At 33.2% G+C, this 18,602-nt stretch carries 20 protein-coding genes and 2 other RNA genes; 14 read left to right on the top strand and 8 right to left on the bottom strand.

Annotation, left to right across the window (positions count from 1 at the left end; all coding sequences use genetic code 11):
* Positions 1-74 precede the first annotated feature (74 nt).
* The 3 genes from ssrS to ABWU52_RS00330 all read left to right on the top strand — a co-directional run bounded on the left by ssrS (position 75) and on the right by ABWU52_RS00330 (position 1,461).
* Positions 75-236, top strand: a non-coding RNA gene (ssrS, locus tag ABWU52_RS00340) — 6S RNA.
* A gap of 17 nt (positions 237-253) precedes the next feature.
* Positions 254-715, top strand: coding sequence for a type II toxin-antitoxin system RatA family toxin (locus ABWU52_RS00335; protein ID WP_353276967.1), 462 nt, complete (start codon positions 254-256; stop codon positions 713-715).
* A gap of 14 nt (positions 716-729) precedes the next feature.
* On the top strand, positions 730-1,461 hold the full coding sequence (locus ABWU52_RS00330) for a thioredoxin domain-containing protein (RefSeq protein WP_353276966.1): 732 nt from the start codon (positions 730-732) through the stop codon (positions 1,459-1,461).
* 28 nt (positions 1,462-1,489) lie between these two features.
* On the opposite strand, the gene ABWU52_RS00325 is transcribed toward ABWU52_RS00330, so the two are convergent.
* Positions 1,490-1,768 (bottom strand): DUF2671 domain-containing protein, encoded by a 279-nt coding sequence (locus ABWU52_RS00325; RefSeq protein WP_353276964.1) that lies wholly within the window; start codon positions 1,766-1,768, stop codon positions 1,490-1,492.
* A 249-nt stretch (positions 1,769-2,017) separates the two neighbouring features.
* Between ABWU52_RS00325 and ABWU52_RS00320 the strand changes: the two genes are divergently transcribed.
* Positions 2,018-2,695 carry an O-methyltransferase gene (locus ABWU52_RS00320; RefSeq protein ID WP_353276963.1) on the top strand — a complete coding sequence of 226 codons (678 nt, stop codon included), beginning with the start codon at positions 2,018-2,020 and terminating at the stop codon, positions 2,693-2,695.
* On the opposite strand, the gene ABWU52_RS00315 is transcribed toward ABWU52_RS00320, so the two are convergent.
* Positions 2,667-3,320 carry a glutathione S-transferase family protein gene (locus ABWU52_RS00315; RefSeq protein ID WP_353276962.1) on the bottom strand — a complete coding sequence of 218 codons (654 nt, stop codon included), beginning with the start codon at positions 3,318-3,320 and terminating at the stop codon, positions 2,667-2,669. The two genes, ABWU52_RS00320 and ABWU52_RS00315, sit on opposite strands and share 29 nt — an antisense overlap.
* A 435-nt stretch (positions 3,321-3,755) precedes the next feature.
* Between ABWU52_RS00315 and ffs the strand changes: the two genes are divergently transcribed.
* The 7 genes from ffs to dnaN all read left to right on the top strand — a co-directional run bounded on the left by ffs (position 3,756) and on the right by dnaN (position 9,631).
* An RNA gene (ffs, locus tag ABWU52_RS00305) (signal recognition particle sRNA small type) lies at positions 3,756-3,854 on the top strand.
* Between the two features lie 16 nt (positions 3,855-3,870).
* Positions 3,871-5,346, top strand: a complete 1,476-nt coding sequence (gene dnaX, locus ABWU52_RS00300) for a DNA polymerase III subunit gamma/tau (protein ID WP_353276959.1) — start codon at positions 3,871-3,873, stop codon at positions 5,344-5,346.
* Between the two features lie 21 nt (positions 5,347-5,367).
* The gene (locus ABWU52_RS00295) at positions 5,368-5,682 is read left to right on the top strand and encodes a YbaB/EbfC family nucleoid-associated protein (RefSeq protein ID WP_353277767.1); all 315 of its coding nucleotides are present in this window, start codon (positions 5,368-5,370) and stop codon (positions 5,680-5,682) included.
* A 330-nt stretch (positions 5,683-6,012) separates the two neighbouring features.
* Positions 6,013-6,705 (top strand): acyloxyacyl hydrolase, encoded by a 693-nt coding sequence (locus ABWU52_RS00290; RefSeq protein WP_353276957.1) that lies wholly within the window; start codon positions 6,013-6,015, stop codon positions 6,703-6,705.
* A 290-nt stretch (positions 6,706-6,995) separates the two neighbouring features.
* The gene (locus ABWU52_RS00285; RefSeq protein WP_353276955.1) at positions 6,996-7,889 is read left to right on the top strand and encodes an RNA polymerase factor sigma-32; all 894 of its coding nucleotides are present in this window, start codon (positions 6,996-6,998) and stop codon (positions 7,887-7,889) included.
* A complete protein-coding gene (locus ABWU52_RS00280; protein ID WP_019078627.1) occupies positions 7,882-8,379 on the top strand; it encodes an invasion associated locus B family protein in 498 nt (165 codons plus the stop codon). Before ABWU52_RS00285 ends, ABWU52_RS00280 begins: the two co-directional genes overlap by 8 nt.
* A gap of 112 nt (positions 8,380-8,491) precedes the next feature.
* Complete coding sequence (dnaN, locus tag ABWU52_RS00275) at positions 8,492-9,631, top strand: DNA polymerase III subunit beta (RefSeq protein WP_353276953.1); 1,140 nt, start codon at positions 8,492-8,494, stop codon at positions 9,629-9,631.
* A 1-nt stretch (position 9,632) separates the two neighbouring features.
* Here the strand turns inward: dnaN and truA are convergent, their stop codons facing one another.
* Positions 9,633-10,370 carry a tRNA pseudouridine(38-40) synthase TruA gene (gene truA / locus ABWU52_RS00270; protein WP_353276951.1) on the bottom strand — a complete coding sequence of 246 codons (738 nt, stop codon included), beginning with the start codon at positions 10,368-10,370 and terminating at the stop codon, positions 9,633-9,635.
* Positions 10,371-10,484: 114 nt separating this feature from the next.
* Between truA and recA the strand changes: the two genes are divergently transcribed.
* Positions 10,485-11,552 (top strand): recombinase RecA, encoded by a 1,068-nt coding sequence (gene recA / locus ABWU52_RS00265; RefSeq protein ID WP_353276949.1) that lies wholly within the window; start codon positions 10,485-10,487, stop codon positions 11,550-11,552.
* 34 nt (positions 11,553-11,586) lie between these two features.
* On the opposite strand, the gene pth is transcribed toward recA, so the two are convergent.
* Positions 11,587-12,150, bottom strand: coding sequence for an aminoacyl-tRNA hydrolase (gene pth, locus ABWU52_RS00260; protein WP_353276948.1), 564 nt, complete (start codon positions 12,148-12,150; stop codon positions 11,587-11,589).
* Positions 12,150-12,761: a 50S ribosomal protein L25/general stress protein Ctc gene (locus ABWU52_RS00255; RefSeq protein ID WP_353276946.1), complete on the bottom strand. Its 612-nt coding sequence runs from the start codon at positions 12,759-12,761 to the stop codon at positions 12,150-12,152. Before ABWU52_RS00255 ends, pth begins: the two co-directional genes overlap by 1 nt.
* A gap of 142 nt (positions 12,762-12,903) precedes the next feature.
* On the opposite strand from ABWU52_RS00255, the gene ABWU52_RS00250 reads away from it, so the two are divergent.
* Positions 12,904-13,179 (top strand): NADH dehydrogenase ubiquinone Fe-S protein 4, encoded by a 276-nt coding sequence (locus tag ABWU52_RS00250; protein WP_353276944.1) that lies wholly within the window; start codon positions 12,904-12,906, stop codon positions 13,177-13,179.
* An 830-nt stretch (positions 13,180-14,009) separates the two neighbouring features.
* On the opposite strand, the gene rsmH is transcribed toward ABWU52_RS00250, so the two are convergent.
* A complete protein-coding gene (rsmH, locus tag ABWU52_RS00245; protein ID WP_353276942.1) occupies positions 14,010-14,894 on the bottom strand; it encodes a 16S rRNA (cytosine(1402)-N(4))-methyltransferase RsmH in 885 nt (294 codons plus the stop codon).
* Between the two features lie 205 nt (positions 14,895-15,099).
* Here rsmH and ABWU52_RS00240 point away from each other — a divergent pair, with 205 nt between their 5' ends.
* Positions 15,100-16,311, top strand: coding sequence for an MFS transporter (locus ABWU52_RS00240; protein WP_012481950.1), 1,212 nt, complete (start codon positions 15,100-15,102; stop codon positions 16,309-16,311).
* A 30-nt stretch (positions 16,312-16,341) separates the two neighbouring features.
* Here the strand turns inward: ABWU52_RS00240 and map are convergent, their stop codons facing one another.
* Positions 16,342-17,124, bottom strand: coding sequence for a type I methionyl aminopeptidase (gene map, locus ABWU52_RS00235; RefSeq protein WP_010403864.1), 783 nt, complete (start codon positions 17,122-17,124; stop codon positions 16,342-16,344).
* A 118-nt stretch (positions 17,125-17,242) separates the two neighbouring features.
* Positions 17,243-18,481 carry a cell division protein FtsA gene (ftsA, locus tag ABWU52_RS00230; RefSeq protein ID WP_211907649.1) on the bottom strand — a complete coding sequence of 413 codons (1,239 nt, stop codon included), beginning with the start codon at positions 18,479-18,481 and terminating at the stop codon, positions 17,243-17,245.
* Between the last annotated feature and the right edge of the window lie 121 nt (positions 18,482-18,602).

Below are 18,602 nucleotides of genomic sequence, written 5' to 3'. Positions count from 1 at the left end.
CAAAGGCAAAATAATAATCGCTAGCTTTAATATATCTATAGACATACTCTATATAAATAATCTATAATTAATTTAGGGTTCTGTGCTATGCGTTATGAGTTAAGTTAAATTTCCCGAGCGATAATTTCTGATCAAGGGAATTGCCTCTGTTAATTTCATTGAAATTAGTACGTGATGCCCACCTTAACTTTAGGTCTCAGGAATCTACTAAGACTGACGGTAGATACGGATCCCTTTTCCATTATTCAGGTTTATGTTACACCAATATAAAGAACAAGGTGTCTTTTTCTGTTCATCTCATAGGGTGTTTCAAGTTGTAATTGACGTTGAGAAGTATCCTGATTTTGTTCCTTGGTGCAAAGCTGTTCATATAAAAGAAAAAACTGATAGCCAAATGACTGTGGATCTCCTCGCAGCTTTTCATGGTATTAAAGGAAGTTACACATCAGAAGTGACCTCCCTTGCTCCAAATGGAATAAATGAAGGTTGGATAAAAGCTGTGTCGTCAAATGGAATATTTAAACATTTATACAACGAGTGGAAATTCACTTCTATGAACGAAAGTAAAACTATGGTAGAGTTCTATATAGAGTTTGAATTTAAATCCAACTTGTTTTCCACTTTATTAAACTCAGTGTATAAATACACACAAAGCAGAATAATTGCTGCATTCAAAGATAGAGTAGAAAGCGTTCCCGAGAAAAAGTTATCTTGACATTATTCATATAAATGCATTATTTTTTTAATAAGTTAAGTGTTTCTATTGTAATGATCTTTAGATTATTGTTTTTACTAATTTTTATAAGTGTTAGTTCTTATGCAGCTATTGAACAAAACTTACCCAACACTCAAAAAACTGATGAAATAACACCAAAAGAACTACTGTCGCTATTGCCTGATGATAAATTATTAGGAGGTCGAAAAGCACCAATTTTAATGATAGAATACGCCTCGCTCACTTGTTATCACTGTTCTCTTTTTCATAAGAAAGTTTTTCCTAAAATCAAAGAGAAGTACATAGATACAGGTAAGATGTTATACATATTCCGTCATTTTCCTCTAGATTACAGAGGATTAAAAGCTGCAATGCTAAGTTATTGTTATGAAAAAGAAGAAGACTATTTTAATTTTAACAAAGCTGTGTTTAATGCAATAGAATCGTGGAACTACTCTAATTTTAGTGATTTAACTATACTACAAAAAATTGCTGCACTAAGCAATTTGAAGCAAGATGTATTTAACCAATGCATTAATGATAAAAAGATGATGGACAAAATTATAAATGATAAATCACTTGCAATTAATAAGCTTGATATCACAGCTACTCCTGTATTCATCATCAAGCTTAACGATGACAAATCATACGTAGAGAATGGTAAAATCAAACATGAAGGATATAGAGAGCTGGAATACTTCACTAATGTAATAGATGAGTTATATGGAAAAGCTATAGTGAAGTAATAACACTTTAGCTTACCATATAAAAACCCTATGCTGAAACAGTATTTTTTGATACTGTTTGTTGCTTTTTACGCTCAAACTCTCTTTTTTTACTGTGCCAAGCATAATAATACATAGCAATTTTATTCTCTATTAATACTATCGTTCCATCATAAAATTGGACCATATCCATAACTTTTTTCTGAGCTTCGTTAAAGCGTTCTTTGTACTTCTCGCGATAAGCTGGATTGTGCAGTAATTTCACTCCTTCATTATTATTAGATTTCTTGCTTAACGTTTCAACTTCGTTAGCAATGTTATAAGACATATAACCCCTCTAATTGATTATAAAAATTACATTTTAAGAGAGATGTAAATAAACGATCCCTTAATTCTAGTATAACAATTGATTGTTATACTAGTTAACCATAGTAAAATATATAATAATCTTTGTCACTTAAAATTTTACTTTATAAAATAACAACTTAAAATAAAAAATTTTATTATTCTTAACTCTATTGTTATCTTTATAAATCTTATATAGATTAAACCTCCTTAGTTTATATTATAAAACTTAATGCGTCATAACTTTAGCAGAAAATCGTTGTACATAAGAAGCTTATTTGCAAAAGAGTATAAAAAAATAGAAGAACATTGTACTCTTGATAAGAAACAACGTATTCAAATCACTCCTGAAGAAGGAAAATTATTAAATTTATTTATCAAAATCCATAAAGTTAAAAGCATAGTTGAAATTGGCACGTTATATGGTTATTCGTCAATTTGTATGGTAAAAGCTTTACCGAAAGATGGTCATATATATACAATAGAAAATAATCCTCAACACTCAAGAATAGCAAAAAAAAATTTTAGTGCTTTTAATCTAAGTGATAAAATTACTCTAATAGAAGGTGATGCACTGGAAAAAATTAATGAATTATCAGCAAAGGCACCATTTGACATGATATTCATCGATGCTGACAAAAGTAGTTATCCTAAGTATTTAGATTGGGCAGAGTCATACATTAAACAAGATGGGCTAATCGTTGCAGATAACACTCTATTATTTGATACAGTATTTTTAAAATCTCCTCCAAAAGAAGTATCAGAAAAGTCATGGCATGCTATGAGAGAGTTTAATGATAGATTGTCAGATGAAAAAAGATATTTCTCCATATTGATTCCTACTGACGAAGGAATGACTGTAGCTTTAAAACTAACGCAAGTTAAAAATCAAGGTCAGCGTAATGTCTAGGGGGAGTTAAGCCAAAAACTCTCTCTAATAATATTTCGCGAAAACAAGGCCTTGATTTAACAATGGAGTACCATTCTTTTAAAATCTTACTTTTTTCCCATGGGAAACTATTTACGTAGTCTATTATAGAAATATGTGATGCTAAAGTAATATCGGCTAAAGTGAACTTATCGGTTGCAAGCCAAACGTTCTGGTTAATTAAGTGTTCGATGTATTCCATATGGCAAGGCAGGTTATGCTGAGCTGCATGAAGAAATCTAGAGTCAGGGCTGCGGTTAGTAATTACTTTTTCATTCATAATATACTTAGTAACTTCATTGTAAAATTTGCTATCGAACCAATTGATTAAAGCGCGTATTTTAGACTTAATAATAGTGGATGAACCAAGTAATTTGACGTCGCTATTGTAAGTCTCTTCTATATATTCACAAATGGCATTACTATCCGCTATTACAAAGTTATTATCTATTAATACTGGTACTTGTCCGATTGGATTGATCTCCATGAATTCATTCCGCTTTTCCCATGGATTTTCATATACCAAATCACAACTCAGCTTTTTTTCCTTGAGAAGAGCTCTAACTTTTCGTGAAAACGGACAAAGAGGAAAATGATATAAAATCATAATATTCCTCTTTTGTTATTCCAATACCTATATGTTGTCATTCCAGTACGTGACATTGGAATCCAGCTTATTTCATTACGGACATTACTTTTAACATATACTCCTAGAATCCATTGTCCATTGTATAATTTCCAAATATTTTTATACTTGGATCCCAGCACAACTGTACGAACATTGTAGTTTGAGAGCAATCCCCACCGGAAGGGTGTCATTTCAGTGATTGACACTTGAATCCAGTTCTTATTATACAACAGCCTAATGTATTCATTTAAAATTAAGTTTTCTGGATCCCAGTGTCTGGGCACTGGGATGACAGAAGAAGAGTATTTTAGGTAACAGCTGTTTACTCCAAAGTAATGTCGCAAAAGGTCTAACATATAAATTATAAGACTAATATAGAATATACCTTGCTAAAAAAAAAAAAAAGTATAACCTTTTATAAGGTATGCAGGCAAAAATTCTGTAACTTGGTCAGGTCAGAAATGAAGCAACCATATCAGAATCTTTTTGGGTTGCATACCTATTTGTACTATTTGTTTTATTCTAGGCTATGAACATAGCATTAAAATATCGTCCTAGTAGCTTTAAAGATTTAGTAGGTCAAGATATATTGGTGCGTATACTAGAAAATGCTTTTACTCTCAACAAAATTCCACAATCTATACTGCTTTCTGGTAGCAGTGGAATTGGTAAAACCACCACTGCAAGAATAATAGCTTTATGTTTGAACTGCTCATTGGGGCCAACTTTTGAACCTTGTGGATCATGTACAAGTTGTCTGGCAATAAAAAATTCAAGCCATCCAGATGTAGTTGAAATCGATGCGGCAAGTCACACTAGTGTTGAGGATGTTAGAGCGATCTTGGGAGATATTTGCTATTTACCAATAAGTTCTAAGTTTAAAGTTTACATTATAGATGAAGTACACATGTTATCCAGTAATGCATTTAATGCATTACTTAAAACTCTAGAAGAACCACCATCTAGCGTAAAGTTTATTCTAGCAACTACAGAAATAAAAAAGATACCAATAACTGTTATTGCACGTTGTCAAAGGTTTGATTTACATAACATTCCTTCAGCTAAGATAATGGAGCGTTTAAATGATATTGCACAAAAAGAAAATTATTTTATTGAAAAAGAAGCATCGGAATTAATTGCGCACCACTGTAGCAATTCAATGCGTAACGCTTTATTTTTGATGAATCAAGCAGTGCTATATAGCAAAGATGGTACAATATCCACTCAAAGTGTTACAGACATACTTGGTCTAGTAGATAGAAACGTTATATTTGATCTACTGGAAGCAGTATTAGACAGTGATTTACAGAAGGCGTTGTCAGTATTTGACAACGCGATAAAGACAGCAGATCCACTCAATATTTTTGAAGATCTACTGCAAACAATCCAGTTAATATGCCGTTTTTTAATTACAAAAGAGATTGATACAGAATGTGAGAAGAGCAGAGTAAAAGATTTGAGTGCAAAGAAATCTTTAATATTTTTTTCGAGATTGTGGAAGGTGTTGCTTAAGGGTATTCAAGATATAAAGGTTTCAACATGCAATGAGGTTGCTGCTGAAATGATTTTAATTAGCCTTTGTTATCTTTCTAATTTACCTTCTCCGGAACAGGTGATCAAGAAAGTTCTTTCGCAGAGTATACAGCAGGGAAATACGCATAATATAGGAAATAAACAGCAACAAAATTATGATTTTGACAAGGTTTTGCAATTATTAAGGCAGGGTAACCAAATTTATCTTTACAAACAACTGTGTAGTAATCTACAGTTAATAGATTGTAAACTTGGGTATTTAAAATTAAAAGCTGTATCTAACTTGAATAGTAATTTTTGTAATGATTTGAAAAATTACTTAAATCAAGCTACTAATCAGGAGTGGGTTATTATAGTTGATATGAGTTATATGAATAGAGAAGTGAGCAATTTAAATTATGCACCTGCAGTTAAGGATGTATTAAATACGTTTAAAGGTGCAAAGGTGGTTAATGTAGAGAATAAGGAGTAAGTTGTGGATTTCAGTCAAATAATGAAGCAAGCGCAAGAAATGCAAAAAAAGCTTGCGGAAGCTCAAGAAAAGTATATTGGAAAAAAGTTTGAAGGTATTTCTGGTGGTGGCAAAGTTTCTATATTAGTGGAAGTTATAAAAATAGGTAGCTATAAAGCTAAAAAGGTAAACATAGACTTAGAGCTTATTAGAAATGAAGAAAAAGACATAGTAGAAGATTTAGTGACCGCAGCGTTTAATGATGCAATTAAAAAAGCAGAAGAAGATATGGCAAATGCAACCTCTGATCTTGCAGGTATGATGGGGTTACCACCTGGATTTAAACTTCCTTTTTAAATTTACTACTGAAGTTTCCCTTGATGTAATAACCAAGCATTTTTCTTTTATTATTTCTAATATTACTATTTCTTGATTTAGCATGTTTGTATTACTGTATGGACGTGAAGCAAGTCATAGTGGTAAAAAAAAATAAAAAGACTAGTGAAGTGAAGGCCAAGAGCGAAAAAAATCATATAATTCCGTTTATTTATTAATAAAGCATTTGTATTCTTCTGAAAAGAAGTTAAGATATAGAATATTTTGTGTTATTAAGATAGCACTTGACTTAACTTTAGTTGTTATTTAGACTGCTAGAGTGGAATTTTAATTTTTTTAACGAGGGCAATTATGCATTATAAAAATTTTTTTTCAGCAGCTGCTTTAGTGACGTTGCTAAGCTTGTCAAACTCTGCTTTTTCATCAGATCCTATTGGTCCAATAAGTGATGAAGAAACTAGCTACTACGTTCGTTTGCAATACAACGGTGAAATTTTACCTCTTTGTACAAAAATTGATGGTATTGACTATAAAAAAGGCAGTGATGCTTACAGTCCTTTTAAAGCATCTTTTATAGCTGGTAGTGGTGCATTTGGTTATAAAATGGATGACATCAGAGTTGATGTTGAAGGAATTTATTCACAACTACGCAAAAATAATGTTGATGGTGCAACACTTACGCCAACAGATGCTATTGCAGAAAATTTAACAGCAATTTCGGGGCTAGTTAATGTTTATTACGATATAGTAATGGAAGATATGCCTATAACTCCATATGTTGGTATTGGTGCTGGTGCAGCGTATATTAGCACTCCTCTAAAAACCGCTGTGAATGATCAAAAAAGTAAATTTGGTTTTGCTGGTCAAGTAAAAGCTGGTGTCAGTTATGATGTAACTCCAGAAGTCAAACTTTATGCTGGAGCTCGTTATTTCGGTTCTTATGGTGCTAATTTCGATAAAAGCACTGGTGGGGAAGACAAAGGAGGACATACAGTTCTTTACAGCACTGTTGGTGCAGAAGCTGGAGTAGCATTTAATTTCTAGTCTACTCTTATTGTTTTGTATCAGTTTTTTCTTGTTGTCCCAGCTTGTGGTGCTGGGATTTAGAAAAAAACATGTGAATATTCCAGTGTTTGAACACTGGAATGACACATTGTTTATTTAAACTATAGCGTTTATCGTTACACGCTAGCAATGTTAATCAGGTAGCTGATACTGAAGTGTATTGCTACTAAGATCTCAATTAGATGTAAAATTGTGCTTTTTTAATTAAAGCTTGAATTTTTCACTGAAAATCAATATATTATATGTATAGAGTTTTAATTTAAGTTATTATGTTGACCCCAGTAGCAAATTTATGTGTTAATAGTAGCACTAATCTCATGCAATATATTGCTGAAGTGCGAAAATTTCCTATGCTTTCCCAAGAAGAGGAAGTGCGATTAGCAAAAAATTGGCAAGAATACCAGGATATTTCTTCTGCTCACAGGTTGATTACTAGCCATTTGAATTTGGTAGTAAAAATTGCAATGAAATTTAAGAATTACGGTCTATTGTTGATGGACCTGGTCATGGAAGGAAATATGGGTTTAATGCATGCAGTGAAAAAGTTCAATCCTGACTTGGGATTTCGTTTTTCAACTTATGCAGTATGGTGGATTGAAGCTTCAATGAAAGACTTTATATTAAAATCTTGGTCACTTGTAAAAATAGGTACAACGCAAGCACAAAGGAGATTGTTTTTTAGTTTACGTAAAATAAAAAAAAGAATTTTACAATACACAAACAGAGAAACTTTGAGTAAAGAAGAAATAAAAGCAATATCAAATGAGCTTTCTGTATCTGAAAAAGATGTTGTACAGATGAGCTATCGTCTGGCTTGTAAGGATCAGTCGTTAAATAATTGTATAAAAATAGGTGAAGACTCTAAAAAGGAGTTACAAGATATGATTCCGTGTAATTTAGTCAATCAAGAATTAGCTTACCAGAATCATGAAGAAAAGGCATTAAAAGAAACAATCTTAAGCAACGCATTAGCAAGTCTTAATGAAAGATCAAGAGACATTTTCATTAGCAGATATTTGTCTGAGAATACTCAGACTTTGGATGAGCTTAGCAAAAAATATTGTGTTTCAAGAGAAAGAATAAGACAGCTGGCTGAGCAAGCGATGAGTAAGGTAAAACAACATATAAAATCAGAGAGTTTGAAATTCGGTTTACATGCGTAGTCTTTTCGTATTTCTAATATTTCTTTCAATAGACACTCTTGCATCGGTTAGTAATGTACAACTAAGCGAAAAATATAAAGACTGGTTTGTGTATACTGCATTGGAAGATGGTGAAAAAGTGTGTTATATTGTATCTCATCCTAAGAAAAAAAGTGAACATTATACAGCCGATCGCAAGCCGTATGTAATGGTCAGTTACGTTGATAAAAAAGCAGATGAGGTGAGCGTCACTTCTGGCTTTCAGTATAATAATGAGCCTGTAGTTCTCAATATCGATAAAAAAATTAAATATCAATTGCCAATAATACAGGGAAGTCTTGCGTGGACAGATGATACAAAAATGGACCAAGATTTGATTCTAAAAATGAAGCAGGGGTTATCAATGGTAGTTAATGGAAAAGTAAAAACAGCAAATGTTGATGATACTTATTCCTTGCTTGGGTTTCAAAAAGCTTACCAAAAAATGCACGACTTATGCCATACAAAGTAAATTATTGATTACTAAAGTATAAGATAGGCTGTTTTTATCTCTCAGATAAAAAGATAAATAGCACTTTACATAGAATGTGGATATCATTTAAAATATACTTTTGAGAATTAGTATGTTAGAGGTTGCAGGTAAAGAGCAAGTTGTATGTGAGCAAATGCGTTTTAGCGTTGGCCGAGCAAGTCTTTTAAATACACTATCCAGAGTGAGCGGGGTGGTTGAAAGGCGCAACGCGATAGACGTTTTAGCGTGTATAAATATCAAAGCACAACATGGCAGCATAAAACTAAAGGCTACCGATCTTGACATTTCAATATTTGCCTCACTTACTGCAAATGTATCAGCAGAAGGAGAAGTGAAAATCTCAGCACATACTTTACATGACATAGTGAAGAAATTGCCAACTAATTTGGATGTCTATTTCGAAATGAATAATCAAGGAAAATTATTGATATCCTGTGGAAATGCAAATTTTTCTTTACCGAACGTAGTTTCAAATAACTTCCCTGTTCTGGAAGAAGGTGATCATCAATACGATTTCACTCTACTAAGTGCAGATTTGGTAGACTTATTGACTAAAACGAAGTTTGCTGTGTCGCTGGATGATACAAGGTATAATTTAAACGGGATATATCTGCATACAGATGAGCAATTTCTGTACTGCGTTGCAACTGATGGCCACCGTTTATCATGTATAAAAAGGCCTAAACCTGAAGATATCAACGGCGAATTTGGGGTGATCATTCCACGTAAAACTATCATGGAATTATTGAAAGTATTGTGTGATTGTAATGAGATTAATATAAAACTTTCAGATAGAAAAATCAAATTTACATGTGGTGAGTATATTCTAATATCAAAATTGATAGATGGGACTTTTCCAGATTACAAAGCTGTCATTCCAACGTCTCAAGATAAACAAATGATTGTTGAGAGTAGTAAGCTTGCTAGCGTTATAGATCGGGTTTCTGTTGTTGTGTCCGATAAAATAAAATCCATTAAATTTTCATTGCAAAAGAATTTATTAACTCTGCATTCAAACTCTCAAGAGTGTAGTGATGCAACTGAGTCTATAGAAGTGGATTACGATGGAGCTCTTATGGAAGTAGGATTTAATTCTCGTTATTTGCTTGATGTTTTATCCTGTATAGAAAACAAGTGTAAATTTAGCTTATCAGATGGTAATAGCGCTACAATTATCACTGATGAAGATGATCCAAGTGCACTATACATAGTGATGCCAATGAGGACTTAAGCTAGTAATCTATCTTTACTAAGTATAAGCCGTGAGGCGGAGCAGTGACCCCAGCGGCGTTTCTTTTGCATTGACTTAATATATTTAACATTTCTTGTGGATTAGTTCTATTTTTTCCAAATTCAACTAAAGTGCCAACAATAATCCTCACTTGGTTATGCAAAAAGGAAATCGCAGATATTTTGATGTATATGTGACTTCCATTTTGTACTATATCAATATCATCGATTGTTCTGACCGGATTTGTAGCTTGACAATCTTTTGAGCGGAAGCTTGAAAGATTATGTTTTCCAAGCAGGTGTCTAGCAGCTTCACGCATGATGTTTACGTCAAGTGGGTTAAATACTTGCCACACATAACCGATTTCCAGAGCTGCAGGAGCGTAGCGATTAATTATTCTATATTCATAATATCTTTTTTTTGCTGAAAATCGTGCATGAAATGCATCATCTACAGCTTCTGCACTAAGCACAACTATAGGAATCGCTTTTAAGTGATAGTTTATTCCATTTCTTATTCTGTAAAGCTCAAATTGCCTTTCCATATTGAAATGAGCAACTTGCCCTAAAGCATGAACCCCTGTGTCAGTTCTGCCACCACAATGCAAAGAGACTCTCTCGCCACTGAAATTAAATATAGCGTTTTCTATGGTTTCCTGAATTGAGTTAGCAGAGTGTTGTTGCTTTTGCCAGCCAGAGAGACCACTACCATTGTATTCTATCGTTATTTTGTATCGCACTACAAAGTCTATCTATCTAATTTTAGGTAACTAACGTTCTTCGTTATTAAAAAACCCTTGGCAGATTGGTTGCGTTCAATTACCATGGAGACTATACAAGTTAATAAATGATCCATGGCACATAATCCAGAAGAAAGAAATAATGATAAGCAAAAAGCACTAGATAATGCAATAAGTCAAATTGAAAAAGCATTCGGTAAAGGTGCAATAATGAAGCTAAAGCAAAACCCTGTAGAAAAAATAGACACGATATCTACAGGGTCGATTGCACTTGATTCAGCTCTGGGTGTTGGGGGATTGCCAAAAGGACGTATAATTGAGATATTTGTCCCTGAGAGTTCTGGTAAAACTACCCTTGCTTTGCATGTAATTGCTGAAGCACAGAAAAAAGGAGGTTTATGTGCATTTATCGATGCGGAGCACGCACTGGATGTTATATATGCTCGTAAACTTGGAGTAAACACCGATGATTTAGTGATTTCACAACCAGACACTGGGGAACAAGCGTTACATATCGTTGAGTATTTAGTATGTTCTGGTGCAGTTGATGTAATAGTTATTGACTCTGTTGCAGCACTAACTCCAAGAGCTGAAATTGAAGGAGATATGGGCGACCAGCACATGGGACTACAAGCAAGACTTCTAAGTCATGGGCTACGAAAGCTCACCTCTGCAGTTTCAAAAGCAAACTGTATATTGATATTTATTAACCAAATTCGTATGAAAATAGGAGTAGTATATGGAAATCCTGAAACTACCACTGGTGGGAATGCGTTAAAATTCTATACTTCTATAAGACTTGATATAAGAAAAGTTGGTGCGATAAAGGATAAGGAGAATATTACGGGTAATGAAACGAGAGTTAAAGTTGTAAAAAATAAAGTTGCTCCTCCATTTAGAGAAGCAAAATTCGATATAATGTACAATGAAGGCATATCAAAATTTGGAGAAATAATAGATATAGGAGCAAAGCTTGGTGTGCTTGAAAAGGCAGGTGCTTATTATTCATATAACAATACGCGTCTTGGCCAAGGAAGAGAAAATGTAAAAAGTTACCTCAAGGCAAACAAAGAAATTGCAAATGAAATAGAAACAAAAATCAGAGATTTATTTAAAAATCATGATAATTCTATTGCAATAGAAGAGGAACGCGAACAACTTCTAGAAGAATCAGTATTCTAATCTAAATTAGTTTGTATTGGGCAGTATTCGTTTGCTATACTAAAGTTTCACTCTCAACCGAGTTGATGAAAGCTGCGTTATCTCCTTGCAGCATTAGGTGTATATTCTTTGCTATTTTTTCCACTAAGAGGATAGCGTTATCAAAATTTTCAAATTTTGATAATACATAATCTGCTAAGCTTTTCCGATTTTCAGGCCTACCTACTCCAAATCTCAAACGCCAATAATCGTTACCAATAAAGCTATCTATAGACTTAAGTCCATTGTGTCCGGCTGAGCTACCGCCCTTTTTTACTTTTATTCTTCCAAATTTCAAGTCAGCATCATCATGTAAGACAATAATATTATCTAGCGATAATTTGTAAAAATTTTTTATTTTTGCAATAGGAATACCTGAATTATTCATAAATGAATAAGGTTTTATCAATATGACTTTATTATTATTAATCATGCTGGAGGTTATCAAATAATCGACTTTCTTAGAAAATGACTGAAAATTCCAATACTTGCAAATTGCATCAATAACTATGAAGCCAATATTATGGTAAGTTAATTCATATTTACTACCAGGATTACCAAGCCCAGCTATTAAATGCACTATTCCTCTGTTTTTGTTTGAGGCTCTTCAACATCACTATCAGCAGCAGAGATTGTTACAATGGTGAAATTTTCTTCCTCATGAGCTACAAATTTAACACCTTCTGGCAATTTTACATCATTGATATGTATAGACTGACCAATCATTTTGCCAGACAAATCAATTTCTATGACTTGAGGTATTTTCTCAGGAGAGCATTTGACAGTAATAGAACGACACAAAACATTAAGCACTCCACCTAATTTGATTCCTGGTGATTTACTTTCATTGATGAATGATAAAGGTATATCTATTTTAATTTCACTACCTTTATCAACAAACTGAAAATCAACATGTTGCACAGTATCCTTTACTACATGCCATTGAATATCACGAACAAGAGCATATTCTTTTTTCCCTGAAATATCTAGTTCTATTAAATGTGCAGAAAGAGCACCTGATTTATATTGTTTAATAAATTCCTTTGCAGACAATGTCAAATTTACGTTATCATGCCCTTTACCATATATAACTGCAGGTATACTTCCCTTCTCCCTCAGAGCCTGCATCGCTTTCTTTTTTTTTACATCACGTAACTCTGCATTAATTGTTACCATTTCTTGCTGTGCCATCGATTACTCCTATTCAGCTAATCCTTTTTATATAATTTAATAATATAACATAAAAATATTTATTTCAAACTTCATTCTTTCACACTAATTCTTTGTGGAAAAATTTATTTAGATATATACTTAAGATTACGTAGTAAGGACTATGAGTATTGACGATCAAGTAGTTTTTAAGATTTATAAGCCAACAAAAACTGCAACACAATCTGGTTTAGGTAATACAAAATTCTGGCACCTAAAAATTGAGCCTTGTTCTTACTATATTGAACCTTTGATGGGGTGGTTTGGATCAAAAGATCCCCAAAAACAGATTGTATTAAAGTTTGATTCTCTTGAAAAAGCAGTATCTTACGCAAAGAAACACAACACAAAGTACACAATTGAAATGCCAAAAGATGTTAAAAGACTGCCAAAATCTTAAGTTTTATCGTAGTGTGTTTATCTAAAAGCCTAAATTTAAGAACATATCTTGAAAGGACTTAAGTGGTTAAGCATATATTAAAGAGTTCTTGAAGTAAGGAGAGCACGCTCATACGTCAAGCAAATAATGTTTACCTAAAATTCTTTGACATTAGCAGTTTTCTTGCCCCATTTTCAGTAACAGTGATTTTGTAATTCTTCTATATATTAGAAAAATTTTTATTTTAATTAGCCATAGGCGCCTATTGGTTTTTAGCTAAAGTAAAGGTCAAGTATCTGGAATTCTGGACATAAAATCCTCCTGTGTAAAAAAGATTAGAAAAAAGTGCAGCGCACATATGACAGAAATTAAGCACACTTACATGTTCTGAAGAAGATACGCTACGCTTTTTGATTAAAAATTTGACTGAAAAGTCTGCAGACAAAGATAGATTTTGAGCTCTTAAAATATCTCTAACTGTAATTATAATCAGATTTAAAATATATGGAAGCAATTTTTTACGTTAATATTTCAAATTTCCCTTTCAAGATAGGTTCTAATTGTTACTCTAGGTTTTAAATTGTGCTAACGCACTGCGGCTATTTAGAGAGTTGAACCTGGCTAGCTAGTATCAAAGAGTTATTTTTTTATATATTTCTCCATAAGCTTTACAAGCCCCTTTTGGATTACTCAAATAACTTCATTCTGCTTGAAGAACTTTTATGTTGCTTTGCACTAAATTAATTTCACGTTTTATTTGTGTTAGCTATTTATTTAGTGAGTGGACATGTAATTTTACCTTAAATAACCCTATAATAAAAACATAGTTATTGAAATAATACAGAAGGTTCTCATGACAACCTCTGTATAGCTCTTAATTTTGCTGAACGCGCACGCGGATTTGCATTTATTTCTTCCGCACTTGCTTTAATCACTTTTTTGTTTAAAAGGGAGAATGTCTTGGTAGGTCCTGGTTCACACAAATCTTTAAAAAGGGTTTTAACTATACGATCTTCTAGAGAATGAAAGGTAACTACAATTAATTTGCCGTTTTCACTTAAAATCTCAGATGCAGCTTTAATACCCTTTTCAAGCTCTCCTAGCTCATCATTTACCCATATTCTGATTGCCTGAAATGTTCTAGTTGCAGGGTCAATCTTGCTTTTTCCACGAAACACTACAGAACGTACAATATCCGCAAGTTCAAATGTAGTTTTGATAATTTTCTTCTTCCGCGCATTTACTATCGCTCTTGCGATTTTACGAGAATGACGCTCACCCCCATAATTATATATAGTGTTCGCAATCTCTTCTTCACGTAAAGCGTTAACAAACGTCGAAGCATTCATATGAGAATAGTTATCCATTCTCATGTTAAGTGGGCCATCACGTAGAAATGAGAATCCTCTATCTCCATTATCAAGCTGCATAGATGAAACTCCAACGTCGAAAACTATTCCATTGATACCTTTAATATTATTACTATCTAATAAATTTTTAATATTACTAAATTTCTCAATAAATAGATTTATTCTATCAGGGTATTTAACGTTCAGATCATCATAAAATTTGGTAACTGTTTCATCCCTATCAATTGCATACACTTTGCAATCAGCGGATTCCAATATTGCTTTGCTATATCCTCCAGCTCCAAACGTGGCATCCACATATATACCACCACTGTGTGGTGACAATTGCAGTATCATCTCTTTTAACAAAACTGGAATATGTGTCATATCAAGAGACTTTGTGCACTTAAATTAAAATAACTTTCTCGCCAAAAAATATATGGAAATATATAGGTATAGTATAAGAATATTTAAATATAATCAACGATATAAAAATTTAATAAGATAATATTATTAATATAACATTTACATAATTCACGTTTGAAAAAGTAAGTAATATTACTATAATATCAAACAAATTACGGAAGATTTCGTGCAACAAATAACAAAAGTAATACTATCAAGTTTAATTTGTAACACTTTGTTGTGGTATGATCACATGCTTTTCAGCCATCTAATAAGCATAATCGGAGATGTGTTTTTTCCATCAGACGACAAATTAGTCAGCATACTTAAAGCTTTTGGAGTGTTTGCAGTGGGTTTCTTAATAAGACCAATTGGTGCTGCTATATTTGGCCACATTGGCGATAAATATGGAAGAAGGATTGCTCTATTTCTCTCTATCATATTGATGACTCTATCAACCGTACTTATTGCATTTGTTCCAGGGTATCAGAACATTGGGGTACTCGCATCAGTACTGGTGGTATGTTTAAGATTATTGCAGGGTATATCTCTTGGAGGAGAGGCAGGAAATGCTCCATTTTTAATAGAGCATGCTCCTAAAAATAAAAGAGGATTCTTTGGCAGTATTGAAGTATTGAGCGCAATTCTTGGCTCAATATTAAGTCTTATAGTGGTGCTTATATGCAAAAAAGTATCCGATTTTGAATCTTGGGGATGGAGATTGCCTTTTATTTTCAGTTTTGTAATAGGATTAATCAGTATATATATGAGATATATACTCGATGAAAGCCCAGAATATAAAAAGCAGGAAAAGCCACATGAATTACCGTTAAAAGAACTGTTAAATGGCTATAAAAAACCTTTTCTAATATCAATTGGAGTTGACATAGTTGAGAATGCATCTCTTTACATATATTTAGTGTTTTTTAATCTACTTGCATCAACAATAAACACTCACTTTAATCACGCAGTAGAAATATTGAATCAGGTTGCACTTGGAGGATTGACTATACTATTTGCAATACTTTCTGATAAGGTAGGGAGAGAAAGAGTCATGAAATTTGCATTTGTGACTTTTATAGTAGTAAGTTATCCAGTTTTTTCAATGATACTAAGTGGTAATAATTTGCTCACCATAATGGCGCACGTTCTTTTTATAATCCCAATAGCTGCTTCTCTTGGTCCTGTTAGCGCGTTTATGTGCGAATTATTCCCAATAAAGGTACGGTACAGTGGATTTGGTTTATCAAGAAATATAGCTTCGGGATTTTTTGGTGGTCTTGCACCATTTATATGCACAACTATTATCAAAGTTACAGGACAAGGAACTTTAGCAAGTTTTTACATGATTTTCTGTGCACTAATTGGGTTAGTTGCTATATCACAAGTTAAGAGTTAGATTTTTTCAAAAACCAAGTGTTTAAAAAATCTAATCATAAGGTGGAAAATGCCAATTTTTAGGTGATAGTGTAAATATTTCAACTCCATCTTTTGTGACTCCAAGCGTATGCTCAAACTGTGCAGAAAGTGAAAGATCACGTGTTGTCACTGTCCAGCCATCTAGCTTGCTGAGCAGAGTTTCATGTTTTCCAGCATTGATCATTGGTTCTACCGTAAAAAACATGCCTTCTTTTAAGATAAGATCCTCACCTTCATCATAAAAATGTACAACATTTGGTGGAGCATGAAAAACCTTTCCTATGCCATGTCCACAATAATTGCGTACGATAGAATATCCAAAATCTTCAATATATTTTTCTATAGCAAATCCTATTTCATTTAACTTATTGCCGGGCTTAACTTGTTTTATCGCTTCCATTAGCGCATTGTAGGCAGCATTACACAAACGCTTTGCTTTTATTGAGGGTTTACCAGTCCAAAACATGCGACTTGTATCACCATACCAGCCATTTAAAATCACTGTAACGTCAATATTTAAAATATCTCCATCTTTAAGAGGTTTATCATCAGGAATACCATGACATACAACAGCATTTTTCGAAGTACAAATTGATTTCGGATATCCCTTATAATTCAGTGGTGCTGGAATTGCACCTGCATTGATTATAAAATCATGACATAGATCATTTAATTCATTAGTTGTTACGCCTACTTTGACGTATGGTGCAATAAAATCAAGGGTTTCAGCTGCAAGCCTGCCAGCTTTACGCATAAAGTCAAAATCTTCTTGTGAATGTATAGTTATGTTCATGTTTCTTACGTTTTTATTGTAATTTTCTGCTTCTCTTACGGATACATCAGTGTAATAATACTATAAAAATAAGCTCCTAGATCAAGCCATTTGTATATTAAGAGATAAAGACAAAAATCTAGACTGTGACTTTTGATTTAACCCAATGGTATAACTTACTTATTTTGCCATCGTGACCAAGCATTCCAGAATTATTTCTATAAAAGGTGTCAACTATTAGCTTTATAGAGCCTAAAGCAGCAGAAAATACAGGATTTTTGTCGTATTCGCCATCGAGACCGCTACAAGATTCAGGGCATCCGATACGGACTTGTTTATTGAATATATAGCTTGCAATTTCTTTCATGCTTGTGAGTTGACTGGTTCCACCTGTGATCACTACTTTATTAATTGGATCTTTCTGTTCTTGAAATTGTTCTCTTATCAGCTCAAGTATTTCCTCAATCCTTGGTCTTATGATGTTAACAAGTTCAGACTTAAACACTTGAGTTGGTTCATCGCTTTCATTACTTTGCACTGCAATACATTCATTCTCATCTATTGAAGTTACAATAGTGCTACCGTATAGTATTTTTATGCGTTCAGCATGCTCTATACTTGTGCATAGTCCATAAGCTATATCTCGGGTAATGTGAATGCCACCAATTGGAATGCTGCTTGTGTACACAAGTTTTCCTCTCTTAAAAATTCCAATTGCAGTGCATCCACCTCCTATGTCAACAACGGCAGTTCCTAGCTCTTTTTCATCTTTACTTAGACAGGCAAGGCCTGCAGAATATGCAGAAGCAACACAACCAGCCATACTTATCCCACTATTATTAGTTATACAATTTTCGATATTGGTAAGCGCTGGACGCGAAGCAGTGACAACATTAACATCAGCAGATAATCTTTTTCCATATAATCCACTGACTTCCTTTATGTCAGTCATATCATCTAAGTGATATTTCAGTGGTATATTGTGAATGATGACATTTTCTTCGATATATTTCTCAAATGTCTGAAAGACTACACGTTTTATGTCTCGGTCTGAAATTTCGTGATTAGCTGCAATTATTTCGTTATGTACGTAAAAAGATGAGATTCCACATCCGGCTACATTCACATATATCTGGTCTATAGTCTCTTCTGATACTTGTTCAGCTAAACCTACAGTTGATGAAATAGAGTAACTTGCATGCTTTGCGTCAGTTATTGATCCGCCACTTATACCTTCTGCACTTTTATAACCCGTTCCTATTATTTTATAGCTGAAATTGCTATTGATCTTAACGATGAGGCAGATAATTTTTGTTGTACCTACGTCTAAAACAGCAAAAACATTCTGCTTTGGTTTTGTTATTACTGCAGAGTACATTAGTTGACCTTATGATGCGATTCCATTTAAATTGTAGCTTCCCTGAATGAATTTATATTTCTATCATAAATGTAGCAACATTTTAATATACCTAGACAAAAAGAAAAATAAAACACAGAAT

Source organism: Wolbachia endosymbiont (group B) of Villa cingulata (assembly GCF_964028285.1).
In the GTDB taxonomy this organism is placed as follows: Bacteria; Pseudomonadota; Alphaproteobacteria; order Rickettsiales; family Anaplasmataceae; genus Wolbachia.
Note: the sequence above shows the minus strand (reverse complement) of the source record. Positions and strands in the feature narration are given on the sequence as shown.